This window comes from Pseudomonas serbiensis, assembly GCF_030580745.1.
Classification (GTDB): Bacteria; Pseudomonadota; Gammaproteobacteria; order Pseudomonadales; family Pseudomonadaceae; genus Aquipseudomonas; species Aquipseudomonas serbiensis.
Genome location: NZ_JAUQOO010000005.1, coordinates 317216 through 333442 on the forward strand (window position 1 = coordinate 317216; position 16227 = coordinate 333442).

12 protein-coding genes are annotated in these 16227 nt (G+C 57.6%); 3 read left to right on the plus strand and 9 right to left on the minus strand.

Translation table 11 applies throughout. From position 1 onward, the window contains the following. Both Q6A51_RS09430 and Q6A51_RS09435 read right to left on the minus strand, forming a co-directional pair. The gene (locus tag Q6A51_RS09430) at positions 1 to 2370 is read right to left on the minus strand and encodes a DNA polymerase II (protein ID WP_201016940.1); all 2370 of its coding nucleotides are present in this window, start codon (positions 2368 to 2370) and stop codon (positions 1 to 3) included. Positions 2371 to 2484: 114 nt separating this feature from the next. After that, on the minus strand, positions 2485 to 2940 hold the full coding sequence (locus tag Q6A51_RS09435; protein WP_201016939.1) for a hypothetical protein: 456 nt from the start codon (positions 2938 to 2940) through the stop codon (positions 2485 to 2487). A gap of 256 nt (positions 2941 to 3196) precedes the next feature. Here Q6A51_RS09435 and Q6A51_RS09440 point away from each other — a divergent pair, with 256 nt between their 5' ends. Then, positions 3197 to 5701, plus strand: a complete 2505-nt coding sequence (locus Q6A51_RS09440; RefSeq protein WP_304574654.1) for a TonB-dependent siderophore receptor — start codon at positions 3197 to 3199, stop codon at positions 5699 to 5701. Positions 5702 to 5840: 139 nt separating this feature from the next. After that, the gene (locus Q6A51_RS09445) at positions 5841 to 6281 is read left to right on the plus strand and encodes a CBS domain-containing protein (RefSeq protein ID WP_201000349.1); all 441 of its coding nucleotides are present in this window, start codon (positions 5841 to 5843) and stop codon (positions 6279 to 6281) included. Between the two features lie 53 nt (positions 6282 to 6334). On the opposite strand, the gene Q6A51_RS09450 is transcribed toward Q6A51_RS09445, so the two are convergent. Both Q6A51_RS09450 and Q6A51_RS09455 read right to left on the minus strand, forming a co-directional pair. Beyond that, complete coding sequence (locus tag Q6A51_RS09450; RefSeq protein WP_201016937.1) at positions 6335 to 6865, minus strand: DUF4174 domain-containing protein; 531 nt, start codon at positions 6863 to 6865, stop codon at positions 6335 to 6337. 114 nt (positions 6866 to 6979) lie between these two features. Beyond that, complete coding sequence (locus Q6A51_RS09455) at positions 6980 to 8182, minus strand: aspartate aminotransferase family protein (protein ID WP_304574655.1); 1203 nt, start codon at positions 8180 to 8182, stop codon at positions 6980 to 6982. A 103-nt stretch (positions 8183 to 8285) separates the two neighbouring features. Between Q6A51_RS09455 and Q6A51_RS09460 the strand changes: the two genes are divergently transcribed. Beyond that, the gene (locus Q6A51_RS09460; protein ID WP_201016935.1) at positions 8286 to 9203 is read left to right on the plus strand and encodes a LysR family transcriptional regulator; all 918 of its coding nucleotides are present in this window, start codon (positions 8286 to 8288) and stop codon (positions 9201 to 9203) included. Between the two features lie 35 nt (positions 9204 to 9238). Here Q6A51_RS09460 and tssM read toward each other — a convergent pair whose 3' ends face one another. Genes tssM through tagH form a run of 5 tightly spaced genes read right to left on the minus strand, consistent with a single transcriptional unit; the run spans position 9239 to position 16220 of the window. Then, positions 9239 to 12736 (minus strand): type VI secretion system membrane subunit TssM, encoded by a 3498-nt coding sequence (gene tssM / locus Q6A51_RS09465; RefSeq protein ID WP_304574656.1) that lies wholly within the window; start codon positions 12734 to 12736, stop codon positions 9239 to 9241. Further along, a complete protein-coding gene (gene icmH, locus Q6A51_RS09470; RefSeq protein WP_304574657.1) occupies positions 12736 to 13602 on the minus strand; it encodes a type IVB secretion system protein IcmH/DotU in 867 nt (288 codons plus the stop codon). Before icmH ends, tssM begins: the two co-directional genes overlap by 1 nt. A 2-nt stretch (positions 13603 to 13604) precedes the next feature. Next, on the minus strand, positions 13605 to 14939 hold the full coding sequence (tssK, locus tag Q6A51_RS09475; RefSeq protein WP_201016932.1) for a type VI secretion system baseplate subunit TssK: 1335 nt from the start codon (positions 14937 to 14939) through the stop codon (positions 13605 to 13607). Next, positions 14932 to 15432 carry a type VI secretion system lipoprotein TssJ gene (gene tssJ / locus Q6A51_RS09480; RefSeq protein ID WP_201017202.1) on the minus strand — a complete coding sequence of 167 codons (501 nt, stop codon included), beginning with the start codon at positions 15430 to 15432 and terminating at the stop codon, positions 14932 to 14934. Before tssJ ends, tssK begins: the two co-directional genes overlap by 8 nt. Further along, positions 15432 to 16220: a type VI secretion system-associated FHA domain protein TagH gene (tagH, locus tag Q6A51_RS09485; protein ID WP_304574659.1), complete on the minus strand. Its 789-nt coding sequence runs from the start codon at positions 16218 to 16220 to the stop codon at positions 15432 to 15434. The genes tssJ and tagH overlap by 1 nt, the downstream gene beginning before the upstream one ends. Between the last annotated feature and the right edge of the window lie 7 nt (positions 16221 to 16227).

The following is a 16227-nucleotide window of genomic DNA, read 5'->3' on the forward strand; positions in this document are numbered from 1 at the left end:
TCAGAAGTCAAAACTGAGCTGATCCAGACTCTGCAAGTCGATGGTTCGGGACAGCACAAACGGCAGAATTGCGTCAGCCAAGGGTTGCAGTTGCTTGCTGACGTAATGGTCGTAATCGATAGGCGCGGTACGAATCTCCAGGGGCTCTGGCCCGGCGACACTTATCACATAGCTGATCCAGCCACCGTTCTGATACTGGCGCGGTCGGCCCTGACGGTCGTTGTACTCATCGGCAAGACGCGCCGCCCGCACATGGGGCGGGACGTTGCGTTGGTAGTCATCCAGCTTGCGACGCAACCGCTTGCGATAAATCAGCAAGTCATCGAGTTCGCCGGCCAGAGTGCGGCGTACATACTCACGCACATAATCCTGATAAGGCTGGCGCTTGAAGATCCGCAAGTACAGCTCCTGCTGAAACTGCTGCGCCAGCGGCGACCAGTCGGTGCGTACGGTTTCCAGCCCTTTGTAGACCATTTCCTCGCTGCCGTCGGCACGAGTCACCAACCCGGCATAACGCTTCTTGCTACCCTCCTCGGCGCCCCGAATGGTCGGCATCAGAAAACGGCGAAAATGCGTTTCATATTGCAACTCAAGGGCACTTTGCAGACCGTACTCGTTGTGCAGATGCTCACGCCACCACTGGTTGACATGCTTGACCAGCGCCCGGCCGATATCCGCGGCTTCCTCCTGCTCGTGCGGACGTCCCAGCCAGACGAAGGTTGAATCGGTGTCGCCGTAGATCACCGTGTAGCCCTGAGCCTGGATCAGTTCACGGGTCTTGAGCATGATTTCATGGCCACGCATGGTGATCGACGACGCCAGGCGCGGGTCGAAAAAGCGACAACCGCTCGACCCCAACACGCCATAGAAAGCGTTCATGATGATCTTCAACGCCTGGGACAGCGGCGCATTCTGTTCGCGCTTGGCGGTTTCACGACCTTGCCAGACACGCTCGACAATGGACGGCAGGCTATGCCGCGTACGGGAAAAACGCGCCCCGCGAAAGCCCGGTACGGAATGCTCGTCATCCGGCTGACGCATACCCTCGACAAGCCCCACGGGGTCGATCAGGAAAGAGCGGATGATCGACGGATACAGGCTCTTGTAATCCAGCACCAGCACAGACTCATACAGACCGGGCCGGGAGTCCATGACAAAGCCACCGGGGCTGGCTTCCGGCAGGCGCTCGCCGAGATTGGGGGCAACAAAGCCCTGGCGGTGCATCAGCGGGATATACAAATGGCAGAACGCGGCAACCGAACCACCGCTGCGGTCGGCGGGCAAGCCGGTCACCGTGGCGCGCTCCAGCAGGAAGGTCAGCAACTCGGTCCTGGCGAAGATCCGTGTCACCAGTTCGCAGTCCTTGATGTTGTAGCGGGCCAGCGCCGGCTTGTCCTCGGCGAACATCCGGTTTATTTCGTCCATGCGCTGATACGGCGTATCAATGGCCTTGCCTTCGCCCAGCAGGGTCTGCGCCACGTTTTCAAGGCTGAACGACGGAAAGCTCCAGGTTGCGGAGCGCAGCGCTTCAATACCGTCGATCACCAGACGGCCGCCGATATCGGCAAAGTAATGATTATTGCGGCTGCCATGCTCACGCCAGCCCATGGGCTCGTTGTCACGCCCCAGCATCAGAGGAACCTGCAGGCGCTTGGCATGCTCATGCAGGACTCGCAGGTCGAACTGCACCACATTCCAGCCGATGATCGCATCCGGATCATGGAGGGCCATCCACTGGTTCAGCCTCTCCAGCAACTGTGCGCGGGTGTCGCAATATTCCAGTTGAAAATCCAGCGCTTCATTGCCGCCGTTGGCTGGCCCCAGCATGTAGACCTGGCGCTGCCCGCAGCCTTCCAGGGCAATCGAATACAGCTCACCCCTGGCCGTGGTTTCGATATCCAGCGACACCAGTTTCAACTGCGGACGATAAGTCGGGTCGGGTTTGATATGGGCATCGCACAACACGCCATCGGCATCGGGCGTACCGCCGAACAACACCGGAGCCGTGATGAAGCGCTCCATCAGGTAGCGTTCCGGGGGGCGGATGTCGGCTTCATAGACATCCACATTGCCCTTGCGCAACAGCTTCTCGATGTTCATCAACTGCCGATGCTGCTGGCAATAGACACCCAGCACCGGGCGATGCCGGAAATCACAGAGCGCCAGCGGACGCAGCTCCACACCACGCTCGCTGCGCAGCAACGCCTTGGCCCGCTCGCTCTGCTCGGCGGGCACAAAAGCGACGGAAGGCTGGCAAGGCAGGCGGATATGTCTGGGGCCGTGATCGGTGGCCAGCCAGAAGTCGACTTCAGTCCCGGCAGGCGTATCACGCCAGTGTCGGCTCAGGATAAAGCCCTGCTGTAAATCCAACGTGCGGACCTCAAGAAAGTGTTTCAGAAGGTGATTCTACCCTTCTCGTACACATCGCGCCCGGCATAGCCCGGTTCGGGACATGTTCAATCCTGGCCGCACAAAGCTCATGGCTTATTTCATCCCGAGCAGCCCCCTGGCAATGCCCTGGCTCTCGGCACTCATGTTTTTTGAACTCATTGAGTTGTTCAGGGCGCTCATTGCATCCCCCAAAGCGGATTGCATGCTTCTTATCTCGATCGTCAACGTATCTCGTTTACGCTTGAGGTCGTCGTCAGACAACGTCTTGTCGCTTGCCAACTCCATCAGTTCCTGACTTTTCTCAGCAATTTTTTCCTGCAGCTTACGAATATTCTTCAGGGCCTCTTTGACGTCTTCGGGCAAGGGAGCCCGGTCAATGTCCGCGTATTTTTCACTTTCTAATTTTTCACGGCCTTCTTTGGAGATCTGAACCTGAACCGTAACGGGCGTAACGCTGGCACTGACCGAGTTTTCGGTCGCAACCACTGGCACTGAGCTGGCAATGTGCAGTTGCATTAGAGGCGTTTGGTCGGAAGATGCAATTTTCATTGGGGCCAGGCTCCGGAGCGATAACGTCTATTTATGCGCGAGGTATCGGCCAGGAAAGCCTTGGCTTTAGCAAGATGTGTCATATTTGTATCAAATCGTATCTACGCCGACATGAGGCACATGACAGGTGCCTGGAGCGCTACCTGATTTCCCGCCATGGCGCGCGCCAGATATAAATATTTCTCATTCCACTGTCCGTTTTCCCTTGGTGTACGTCAGGGCTAAGGAAACCCTCCATTTGCACCAAGGATCTTTCATGTCTCGCCCTGCCAGTTCGCTGCATCCATTGGCGTTCGCCACTCTCATGGCCTGCGCTGCGGTGCCTCTGCAAGCCGCCGAATCATCCGTGCCTGAGCAACAGGCCAGCGTTGTCAGCCATTTCTCGATCCCGGCCGGGGATTTGAGTGAAGCGCTCAATACTCTTGCGGAGCAAGCGCAACTGGTACTGGCATTTGACCCGGCTCTGACACGAGGCAAGCGCAGCAACGGGCTGCAGGGGCAATTCAGTACCCACGGGGCCATCAGCCGTTTGCTCAGCGGTACTGGCTTGCAGGCCCTGGCGTTATCGGCCAATCGCTATCGCATCGAGCCAGCGCCCGAACCCACTGAGGGAACAATGGAGCTGCAAGCCACCAGCATCATCGGAGCAACCCAGGCCGAGAGCGCCAGTGGCCCGGTTTCCGGCTATGTCGCGACCCGTGGCCGGACCGGAACCAAGACCGACACCGCGCTGATCGAAACGCCGCAGTCGATTTCGGTGGTCACCAAGGACCAGATGAAAGCCCAGGGTGCGGCGAGCCTCAATCAGATCCTGCGCTACAGCGCGGCGGTGGTACCGGAGACCCGTGGCTCTACAGCCTCGCGACTCGACCAGATGAGCATCCGTGGTTTCTCTCCAGCGACCTATCTGGATGGCCTGCGCATGCCTGGCAACCGTGATGCCTCGCCCCAGAAAGATGCTTTCGATCTGGAGCGGGTCGAAGTGCTGCGCGGCCCCTCTTCCGTGCTGTACGGCCAGGCCAGCCCCAGCGGCGTGGTGAACATGGTCAGCAAGCTGCCGACCGAGACACCCTTTCGCGAAATCGGGCTCACTTACGGCAACTTCAACAAGAAGCGCACGACCTTCGACTTCGGCGGGCCGATTGACGATCAGGGGGTCTACTCCTATCGCGTGTCCGGGCTGTATGACGATGCCGACGGCCAGATCGAACACACCGAAACCCGCCGCCAATCGATTGCGACAGCCTTCACCTGGCGCCCGAATGAAGACACCTCGCTGACTTTTCTGGCGAACTATCAAAGTGATCCCAAAGGCGCGTCTTATGGCTCGATGCCGGCTTACGGCTCATTGCTGGACAGCCCGACCGGGCGCAATATCGACGTGGACTTCTACGACGGAGAAAAGGACTTCGAGAAAAGCGACCGTGAGTATCACGCCGTCGGCTACCTGTTCGAGCATCACTTGAACGATGTCTGGACCTTTCGCCAGAACACCCGCTACCTGCGCAGCGAAGGTATCTATCAGAGTATCTACAACGGCACCGATGCCTTGCAGCCCGATTACCGCACCATGGGGCGCTACACCATCGGCAGCGATGTAAACATGGATTCCTACACTGTCGATAATCAACTCCAGGCCAAATTCAGTACTGGCCCTGTGCAGCATACGGTGCTGTTCGGTGCCGATTATCAGAACACCAGTACCGACACCAAATCCGGGAGTGGCAATGGTCCGGCGCTGGACTTGTTCGACCCGGTGTACGGCAGCCCGATAACGCCCATCACCTACAGCACTGACGCGACCGCCCGCAGCCAGCAGAAAGGTCTGTATCTGCAAGAACAGTTGAAGTGGGACAAATGGGTATTGCTGATGGGTGGCCGCTACGACTGGGCTGACAGCACCAACAGTTCAAGACGGATAGCGACCGGCGTGAAAACCAAAAGCTCGGTGGAAAGTGAAGCCTTCACTGGGCGTCTGGGCCTTGTCTATCTGTTCGATAACGGCCTGGCGCCTTACATCAGCTATTCCGAATCCTTCGAGCCGCAATCGGGCACAGGCTTTGGCAACAGGCCTTTCGAGCCGACCGAGGGCAAGCAGTACGAGTTGGGCATCAAGTATCAGCCGCCGGGCAGCAACAGCTTCATCAGTGCCGCCATCTTCGATTTGCGACGCACCAATGTGCTGACTCCGGACCCGGTCGCGACCAATATCTGCAACGGTGCCCGCTGCCAGGTCCAGACGGGCGAAGTCCAGTCACGCGGCTTCGAGCTTGAAGGCAAGGCCAGCCTGAGCGACAACCTGGATATCACGGCGGCTTATGCCTATCTGGACAACCAGATCAGCAAGTCAAACAGCACAGTGCGGGTCCAGCCGGGGATCGTCGGCCAGGCCAATGGCCCGGCGCTGCCGGCTGAAGGCACAACCCCGCCAGCCATTCCGCGTCATACGGCCTCGGCATGGGTCGACTACACCTTTCGCGAGGGCAAGCTGAACGGCTTTGGTGTCGGTGGTGGTGCGCGCTATATCGGCTCGACCTGGGGCGATGAAGCCAACAGCCTGAAAGTGCCGGGCTACACCTTGTTCGACGCAGCGGCGCATTACGACATTCCAAACCTCTACAGCCCGATGGATAACCTGCGTCTGGCGCTTAATGTCTCCAACCTGGCCAACAAGGAATACATAGCGTCCTGCTATTACTATTCGTGGTGCTGGTACGGCGCGCAACGTACCGTGCAGGCCAGTGCGACCTATCGCTGGTAGATCATGCAAAAGGGGGCCTGGCATCCCCCTTTCACAAAGACTTGCCTGAATTCTCCGTTCCCGTGATTCTGTAGTGCCCTCAACCGAGGGCTACAATAATTCACACAGTCTGTTCAGGTCCTCATTCACGGAGAGCCATATGAAAACCGTTGCCCAATTGCTGAAGCTCAAATCCGAACACAACCAGCAAGTGCATACCATCGGTCCCGATCAGATGGTGCTCGATGCACTCAGGCTGATGGCCGACAAGAATATCGGGGCATTGCCGGTCGTTGCAGGCGGTGTGGTTGTCGGGGTGGTCAGCGAGCGTGACTACGCACGCAAGATGATTCTCAAGGGACGCTCGTCTGTCGGCACGCCGGTCAGCGCCATCATGAGCAGCAAGGTCATCACGGTCGATTCACAGCAGAGCGTGGAAACCTGCATGGGCATCATGACCGACAATCATCTTCGTCACCTGCCGGTCGTGGAAGACGGGCAGTTGCTGGGACTGTTGTCCATCGGTGACCTGGTCAAGGAAGCCATCGCGGAGCAGGCCAGCCTTATCCAGCAGCTTGAGCAGTACATTCGAGGCGATTGAGCCTCAGCAGAAAAAGGGTGGAGCTGACAACACAGCCCCACCCTGCTCTCTCATCAATCGTCCAGCGTCTTGCCTTGGGTCGCCTTGCCGGGTTTCGCAGCCTTTTCGGCAGGCGCCGGTTTGGCTTCCGGTTCCGGGGGCGGCGCGGCAGCTTCTTTTTCGCGCATCGGCATCTGATCGATGGTGGCGAAGATTTCCTTGGGATCGATTGCCCCGGATTTCTCGATCTTCTTCTCGCCATCTTTGCCCACAAGAATGACCTTGGTCTGTACACCCGCACCCAGCTTGAGTTCGCGTATCAAGGCCATGGTGGACTGGGCATCCATGGTTTTGCCGTTACGCTCACCGATGGTATTGACCACGGTATAAAGGACCATATTGCGCTGGGCGAATGCCTCGCGATTGGCGGGTTCATCAAGGGCCTTTTTCAGGCTGATCAGGGTGGGGTCGACCGTGCTGGGGGCAATGATGATCAACGGACGTGTCTTGCCGCGCTCCTGCGCCAGCGGAGCATCGCTGTCGGCCGCGAACGATGGACCGGCAGCGATCAGCAAGGTGGCGAGGGTCAGGGACCGGATAAGCATGGTGGGCTCCTTTCAAATCCATGGGGGGTGAGACTCATAATTCCCGCCTTTGTTCTACCGCATCTGCATCATCACGGTATAGCCCAGGATTCGCCTTTCCCTCAATCCGTTGCCTCAGGCACAACCCTGAATTGCACTGCGGTCAACGCTATCCAGTGTCTTGACGATGCCCTGCACGATCATTTCGACTTCTGCGCCATCAAGAATCAGCGGCGGTAAAAGGCGGATGGTCTTGCCTCTCGTCACATTGATCAACAAACCTTGCTGGCGGGCTGCAATCAAGGCCAGGTTAGAAATGGCTTGTTGCAGTTCAATTCCGATCATCAATCCCAGGCCACGAATGGCCAGTACCTCTGGGTGATCGCTCAGTTCTTCGCGCAACCGCTCAAGCAAGTGCTGCCCTTGCTGACGAGCGTTCTGCACAAGATCCTGCTGCTCGATGATGTCCACCACAGTACAGGCGGCGCGGCAGGCCAGTGGATTACCACCAAAGGTGCTGCCATGACTGCCGGGTGTAAACAACCGGGCAGCCGGGCCTTTCGCCAGGCAGGCGCCGATGGGCACTCCATTGCCCAGGCCTTTGGCCAGGGTCATGACGTCGGGCACTATGCCTTCGTGCTGAAAGGCAAACCATTGCCCGGTACGCCCCATGCCCGTCTGGATTTCGTCGAGCATCAGCAACCAGTTGCGCCGTGTACAGCATTCACGCAAGGCTTTCAGATACCCATCTGGCGCGACCTGCACCCCGCCCTCACCTTGCACAGGCTCGACCAGCACGGCGGCGATGCGATGGCCATGGCTTTCACATATCCGGTCAAACGCTGCCAGATCCCCGAACGCAACCTTGATGAAATCCCCCGGTAAAGCGCTGAACCCCAGCCGCACGGCAGGCCCGTCACTCGCGGACAAGGTGCCCAGCGTGCGCCCGTGAAAAGCATTTTCCATGACCACCACCAAGGGCTGATCAATGCCTTTGTGCCAGCCATGCAAACGGGCGAGCTTGAGTGCCGTTTCGTTGGCCTCGGCACCAGAATTGTTGAAAAACGCACGCTCCAGGCCCGATAACCGGGTTAGCTTGTGTGCCAATCGTTGCTGCCAATCAATGCTGTACAGATTGGAGGTATGCAACAGTAGGCCTGCCTGCTCGCGGATAGCGGCTACCAGCAAGGGATGAGAGTGGCCGACATTGGTCACCGCAACGCCTGCCACGGCGTCCAGATACTCGCGCCCTGCCTGATCCCACAGACGGGTGCCCAGGCCACGGACAAAATTCAGGGCCAGGGGCTTGTAAGTGGTCATCAGGCAATCGGCGGTCATGGTGTAAAGCTCCAGGGTGGTCAGTCGTTTTTTGCAGTATCGTTAGCCACCAGAGCTGGATAAACACTGAAACCCTTCAATCATTTTAAACTTGGACTTGATAATGGATTTGTTCCAGGCAATGTCGGTGTACGTAAAAGTTGTGGAAGCAGGCAGCATGACCGGCGCCGCACAGGAGTGTTCGATTTCCACAACCATGGTCGGTAACCATCTTCGGGCGCTGGAACAACGCCTCGGGGTCAGCCTGCTCAAGCGCACGACCCGGCGTCAGCGCCTGACAGAGTTCGGCACCGCCTATTACGAACGCTGCCTGGAGGTGCTGGGGCTGGTGGCCGCATCCGAACGACTGGCCGAACAGGCTCAGGGCGAACCCACCGGCACCTTGCGCATTACCGCGCCTTTGACGTTCGGTTCAGAGGTGCTGGCCCCGTCCTTGTGCGAGTTCTCTTTGCAGTTTCCCAAGGTCAAGCTGGATCTGGTCTTGACCAACCAGCGTCTGGACCTGCTCGACAACGGTTTCGATGCCGCCATCCGCATGGGCAGCGTTCCGGAAAACTCGCGTCTGATCGCAAGGCCCTTGCAGGACTACACACTGACCATCTGCGCATCACCGGATTACCTGGCCCGACGCGGCATGCCCCTTCGGCCGGAAGACCTGCAACTGCACGACTGCCTGGCCTTCGCCTACCCGGCCGGCGATGACTGGAGCGGTGTGGAAAAGCACTGGCGCCTGACCGGGCCGGAAGGTGAAGTCACGGTGGAGATAAGCGGCCCGATGGTGATGAACAGCTCGTCAGGCCTGTACCGCACGGCCAGGGTTGGCGCAGGCATCGTCATGCTGCCCGACGCTTTCGTGCAGCAGGACCTTCGCGACGGGCGACTGGTTGCGCTGCTGCCTGACTATCACTTGCCCAGCAGGCCCATGCATTTGATCTACTCACCGGATCGCTACCAACTACCCAAACTGCGCAGCTTTGTCGATTTCACCATGGAACGCTGGGGCAAGCAGGTGCCGGAATAAAACAAGGCCGGGCGGCAATTCCCGGCCTCAAAACATCAAAGCTGTGCCGGCATCCGGAATCTGCGCAATACCGAAACATCGAAAGGGTTCGCAGATCGTTGACCGAGCAACAGGTAATTGGCCCGCAGCCCACCCACATCGGCCTTGAGCACCAGCACATCCCGGCCTTTGAGGTATTCAACCTGCATCAGGTCGAGAAGCCGGAAAAACGACCATGGCCCGGTACTCTTCTCGATACCTATCGGGCGTTCTGTCATTCGCTCCAGCACCAGGCTGGCACGGCCGTCATCTGCATCGGTGGGCCACTTGAACGAGACCGGCACAATCGGGCCATGGCGATACTCCATCATCTGGTTGCCCAGACGAAACTCGGCACGGCTGACGGCCGGGTCCAGCGTGTAAGGCTCAAGCTTGAACTGCACCAGAGGTTCGTCGGGGTTTTCCGCAAAGAAACTCTTGCGAATGGTCTGCACACTGGCCATCTGATCGAGGTAGGCACGACTGGCAGGCAAGCCTGAACCATCAATGGTACGCAGGCGATAATGCCCCGGATCGCCACTTACAAAAGGCTTCATGTAACTGTCGAAAAACCGCTCGGCCAGCCCTTGCGCCTTGAAGAACTCGCGAAAGTCATTGATGGCGACATCGCTGCCACTATGAGCATGGAACGGATAGCGTTTATCGAGGGACTGCTCATAGAAACTGTACAGCTCGTTCCTGTAGCGCTGGTTGATATAGCGATAAGCCTCACCCAGAACGAATGACCAGGTACTTTCGGCCAGGCCGTTGAACCATCCACCAACCGGCTGCGGCAACTGAGTGGATGCATTGCGCAGGTTGCTCAGTGCATCCCGTTGCCCCGACATGCGGGTTCGCGCCATCTCGAAAGCCAATAGCTCAGGCTGACCGGATCGCGCCAGACTGGCGAGTTGCAGTTGAACCTCGTTCAAAGCCTGGATCACCATAAGCAGATCCGCCGCCGGGCCGTTGTGTTCGTCCAGCAAGCGATGCAAGGGTTCAAAACGGCGCTGCAACGATTTCTTCGCAGTGTCCGGCAACACCGGGAGCAAGGCCGCTGCCGGCTCAACCGCAGCAGACGCCACTGCATTCAACACACCTTTCGGGGCAACTGCTGGCGCTTCCACTACCGTTTCGGCTGCTGCTGCAAACTGGGTGTTATCGCGTACTTGCGTCAGCAGTTGCAGTAACGGCGAATTGGCTGATATCAGGCCTGAAACCTGAGTCGCGCCCTGCATGGGGCCGTCAAAAGGCTGCAATGAAACCTGCCCGACAGCCTCGCTCCAATGATTGGCATAATCACGGAAATACAGCTGCTCCAGCTCGACCATCAGGCTGCGCAGTTCCATGCCGTTCAGGCCTGTGCCGTCGCCCAGCACCCAATTGTCACGCAGGATGTCATTGATCGCGCCAACACCCTGGGTCACGAAGAACTGTTGGTAGCCTCGCCGGGTATAGAAACCGGGAATCGGGTATTGCGTGCCAACCAGAAGGCTGGCCTGGGTGCCGATATGTTGAGCAAGACGATAATCCCCAAGATTGCGCGCCTGCTCGCGCAATACCCGATAGACGATAGTGGCCAGCGACTCGCTACGAAGCGCCTGACGGGCCTGGGCCACCAGCGCATCGTTGACGGGGTAAACGAAAGATTCTCTGAGCAGGCGCTCCAGATGGCCATTTAGCTCGTTTTGCTCCTGCGCCTGACCTGCATACCGCAGCGCCCAGTCCGCCGCCATCCTGTCTCGCAGCAAGGCTTGATCCCGACGCTGGGGCAAATACAACATCAGGTAAGCACGCAGGCTTTCCAGCAGTTGCTCACGGTCCTGCATGCTGGCCTGTATCTGCGCCTCCAGCGTCCGGGCCACACGAGGTAACAACAGGTTTTGCAGTTCCGCCTGATAGGCATCCATCAGCACACGATTGCTGGCCTCGCCTTGATAAAGGCCGCTGTGCTCATGAAGTGATACCTCTTCTGGCGCGGGAAAAACCTGGGCGGCTGCATGGCTGAGGTTCAGAGGCTTGAGTATCGCCAGAGCATCGGCCTGCGTATTCAGGGCAGAACGCTGCTGTGTCCACTGCTGCGCCAGATGGCGAATGCTCTCCAGACGATCATGATTGGTGGCAAAACCGTTCGCCCACAGCGCACCGAACAACGCCAATATCATCAGGGCAGCGCAATACAAGCCGCGACGCGCCCAATCCACTCGCCAGCGCTCGCCCTTGTCCATCATGGCCAGGGCCGCTTCGGGGAAAATGACCCGGCTCAACAGGTAACGAATGAAGCGTGCGCGCCCGGTGTGCATGCCTGGCAACACCTTGTTGTTGCCCGGCGCACTGTTGCCCTCCTCTGCACTGGCCTCTTGAACGCTTGCGAGCAGATGAGGCGCGCAGGTCAGATAGAAACCGCGCAGTTGCGTGGCGCGCTGATATCGACTCCCGGCAAAAGCCATCTCGGCAAACATGCACAGCCGATGCCCGATCAACCCGAACTGATCGGGAAACCCGAGCATTCGCCCACGACGCTGAAGGTCATGCTCCTGGTGGATACGCATGATGACCTGGCTGCCCAGGCGTCGCAGCAGTTCTTCGAACTCGTGCTTGAGCACATCGGAATCACTGCCTCGCTGATCCTTGCCGAACGTCGCGCCAAGCACCTGCTCGCCTTCTTCTCTGGATAGCTGGTCGAAAAACTCATCGAACCCCTGCAGCGAGTCGGCCTTGGTCAACACCAGATAAACCGGCACATCGACATGCAACTTGCGATACAACTCATCCAGACGGTTACGTACCGCTTCGGCGACCATCTCCAGACGGACTTCGTCATTCTCCAAAAGGATATCGACAGGCAACGTCACCAATACGCCATTGACCGGACAGGTCCGTCGACGGTTACGCAGCAGCCCCAGCAACGTAAGCCAGGCGCTGGCATCGACTTGCGGCGTGGCCTGCTCAAGGTATCGGCCCGGCGTATCGATAATCACCGCCTGATCGGCAAAGTACCAATCGCTGCTGGCGGTGCCTCGGGTATCACGGGTCAACTTGCGCCCGGTTTTATTGAGCGGAAACTCCAAGCCGGAAAAGTCCAGAAGGCTCGTCTTGCCACTCCCGGCAGGGCCGATCAACAGGTACCAGGGCAAACGCTCACCCTGACCGCCATACAGGCTGGAAAGCTTGATGACACGCAACGCATCCCTGAAACGTCCGGATAACTCCTTGTGCTCTTTTTCAATCAGGGCCTGCTGGCGAAGATGCTCCTGACCAGCCGTGTCGGCCTCCAGTTTCTTCCTGCCTGCTGCGCTGCGCCAACTGACGAAGACCATGCTCAGCCCCCACAGCAGAAACAACAGGCTCACGGACAAAAGACGGGACGTCGGGCTTTCCCAGAACTTGTGATCGGCCACCGCCAGCAACGGCCCCACGAACCATATGCACAGCGCCAGAAACAACACGGACAGCAGCGTCCACAGCCATGTCCGGCAAAACAGGGCTGCCATTTTCTTGAAGAGATTTTTCATTACATGTCTCTGTTTGCGGCTGAGGTCTTGGGTACTGCGGCGTGGATCTGACGATAGGGTTTGAGCACCATCTCGCGCTGCTCGGCCAGTACCCAGGCGAACCCCGAATACATCACTGTCAGGCTCACGAAGGTGAACACACCCACCAGCCACCAGGGAGCCGGGCGAATGGCCGGACCCTGCTGGCCCTGCATTCCATGCCAGTTCGGCGATAGCTCTGAACAGACATCGCCGCGCAACTGCCGGATCTGCCGATAAAGGCCGTCACGAATCCCTTCCAGCTCGATGCTTCCGCGCTTCATGACCCGGTATTTGCCTTCAAACCCCAATGACAGGCACAGATACATCAACTCCAGCATGGGTAAATGCCGGGCCGGATTGCTCGATAAGCGCTCCAACAAAAGGAAGAACTTCTCACCGCCAAAGGTTTCCTGATGAAAACGGCTCAGCAGGCTCATCGTCGACCATTCGCTGCCCCAACTTGTGGTCAGTACGGTTTCATCAATCACTGTACAAAGCACATAACGGGCAGCCAGCAGTTGATCGTTCTCTATGCCCTCCTGCCGGGCTCGGGCCTCGAAAAGCCTGATGTTCTGCGAAAGCCTTCGGTTCAGTGAGTGAAGTTCATCCGCCTCTGCGCCAAGGGCCAGCTTGACGATCTCCGCCAACAGATCACTCGCGGCCGTTACAAGAGGGTTGATGTTGATGCTGAACGTCTCGGCAGGCACCAGACGTGCCGTATAGCTCAGCCGCTCTTCGAGTTGCTCGAAACCTGACGGTCTGGCGAAGTCTGTCAGCCCGCCATGTCCGCTGTCCTGCTGATGAACCAGGTTGTCGTCCTGATCGCCTTGCATATCAATGTGCATGTTCATGAGTTCCTGATGGCCCAGAATTTCAGTTCGAGCCCGTCAAACTCACCTGAAACATGGAAAGCAAAGCCACAGGAGTTTTCCACCTGGGCTTGTTCCTGAGTACTGAGTTCGAGAATGAAATAGGTCTTGTTCGAGTGAAACGGAATCTGCCGGGGCGCGACCGGCAGTGGCCTGAGCCTGATTCCCGGTAGATGCAGGCTGACCAGTTCGCGGATGCTCTCTACAGACCCGACCTTGAGATGTGAAGGCAATCGATGCCGTAACTCTTCGGTATCGCAATGCGCACTGGCCGCCAGAACGAACGACGCCGAGCCAAGCAATTGCTGATCGACACGTGGGGAAACCAGAACCCCATACTGACGGGCCTGAAGTTCCAGTTCGGTTGCATGTTGCTCAAGCACCATCGACAACACTTGCCGGATATCAGCCATCAAGGCCCTGAACGTCGCACACTGATCGCCATGTCGATAAGTGCTGCTCAGTGAGGGACGCCTGCTGTCACTGCCGAAAGTGGCCAGGTCACCCAGCATGACCAGCAGCACGCGGTACAACTCTTCAGGATGAACATCTTCGATATTCAGGTAATGCTTCAGGATAAGTTCAGTGCGATTGATCAGTTGCAACATCATGAAGTCGCCAACTTCCGCGCCCCCGACCTTGCCGCTCGCCCGAATGCGCCCGGCAATGACGTCGCCTCTGTATTCCAGCAGGCCCACAACTTCCTTGAGGCATGAGGCCAGATAGGCCGAGCTGCGAACGTTGATGAATGTCGGTGTGAACTCAGTCGCCAGGGTGATCGCCTTGTCTGGAGAAACAGACAGGACATGGCACAGCTTGAGCTTCACATAAGTCTGTTCACTCTGCTGCTCACCCAGCAGCAGGCGAAACTCCGGGCGCGCACACATGATCTCAGTGGCGTTACCCTCCCCGGCATTGGAGTCGGATATCTTGCTTGTATAGGCGGTGTAACGTGCCAGCACATCCGGCTGTTCAGGGCCTCGCGCCTCAATGTAATTCCCGGTCACCAGCGGCAACGCAAGATAGACCGACGTGTCCATGATGTCTGGCGGTATATCCAGCACCAGAGGTTTATCGCGGTCCCTGAGGTCAAAGATGCTTCCATCGGGAAGAACACCCGAGGCCTGCGCAATCACTATTTGCCCGGAAGCAAGAAACTGCGGGTCAATCACCAACGTCATGAAACCCCACAGGTAGGCACCGGCCAACCGTGTACGGGTCTTCATCTGATGGTCATAGTAACGGTCGTTATGCTGGAAGTGCTGCGGGCGCAACAACATACCTTCGCGCCAGATGACTTTATGCTCATTCATGACCGGTCATTCGCTTCGGCTGATATTCATCACTGCGGTGAATACCGGTTTCATCGAGTGTCAGCCCGGTGCGCGTATGCCCTTCGGCCGTCAGCGGGATAACATGGCGCCACCGGGCTTCAGGCAGGTTTCGATAAGCCGCCAGGACACCGATATATTGACTGTCTTTACCGGCTCTCAACTTGAGATCGATACGTTGCCCTGGCAATAACTCCAGTTCCTCACTGATCACCAGATCCTTATTCAGGGATTCCCTCGCACGCCCATACAAACTGAAGAAATCCAGGTTCTCGAAAGTGACGGGATGCCTTAACTCCAGCAGACGCAAGACAATGGGAGATGACCGACCATTGATATCCGGATTAAGGTAATCACTGGCAGTCAACTGCAGACTCAAACGAGTCTGGGTCGAGTAAGGCGACAATGCCGAACAACCGCCAAGTGCCAGCAGCACTGACAGCATGATCGAACTCCTGAAGCAAAACATAAGCATCATCCTTGGGTATTGAAATGGAGGGTATTGATCAGGCGAATCTGTTCTTGATAGGCCTGAGAAAAATTGCGAACCAGCAGGTGTTCTTCCCATTCACTCTCTTGTTCCAGAGTGCGGTAATGGCGCATATACGCGCGCCAGCGACTGCCCGCTGTCCGCAATAACGAGGCACCGTTATCCAGCTCAAACTGCCAGGTCAGGTGTTGCGGTGAAAAATGATCGAAAGTGGCACGCACCAGGGTCCGACTGGCGTCAAACATGGCAACCTGATGCGCCTGCAAGTCACGAAAGGCCTGGACAAGCGACGGCGATGTGCCCAGCAGCAATTTATCCATTGCAATGCTGATATCTGCCGCGTCTTCAAGCGGGCTAATGCTGTCAGGTACTAACTGCAACTCGCGTTTCAACTCACTGCGGGTGTGCAGGTTTTTTCGCAAGCCGCCAATACACTGCCGGAACAGGCGAGCGGTATTTATCGCCAGGGCTTCACGGCCGGACAGTTCAAGATGATCGAGACTGATCCCCAGCGCATCGCCAAACTCTTTCCAGAAGTCGTCCATCAGCCTTTCCGGCTCGACCGGACAAGGTTCAGTGACTGGCATATCAATCAACTCAGGCAACGACATATGTTCACTGTCTACTTGAGCATGATCCTGACTCTGGCCTGTCTGCCAGGACGCACTGGGCAATGAATAGAAGTCATTCATGTCTGAATAAACACTGTTTCTGGACTCCAGTGCTGCAAGAGGGTCCAGCAAGGTGTTTTCCACTTCAAAAAGCCGTTCCATGAGCACA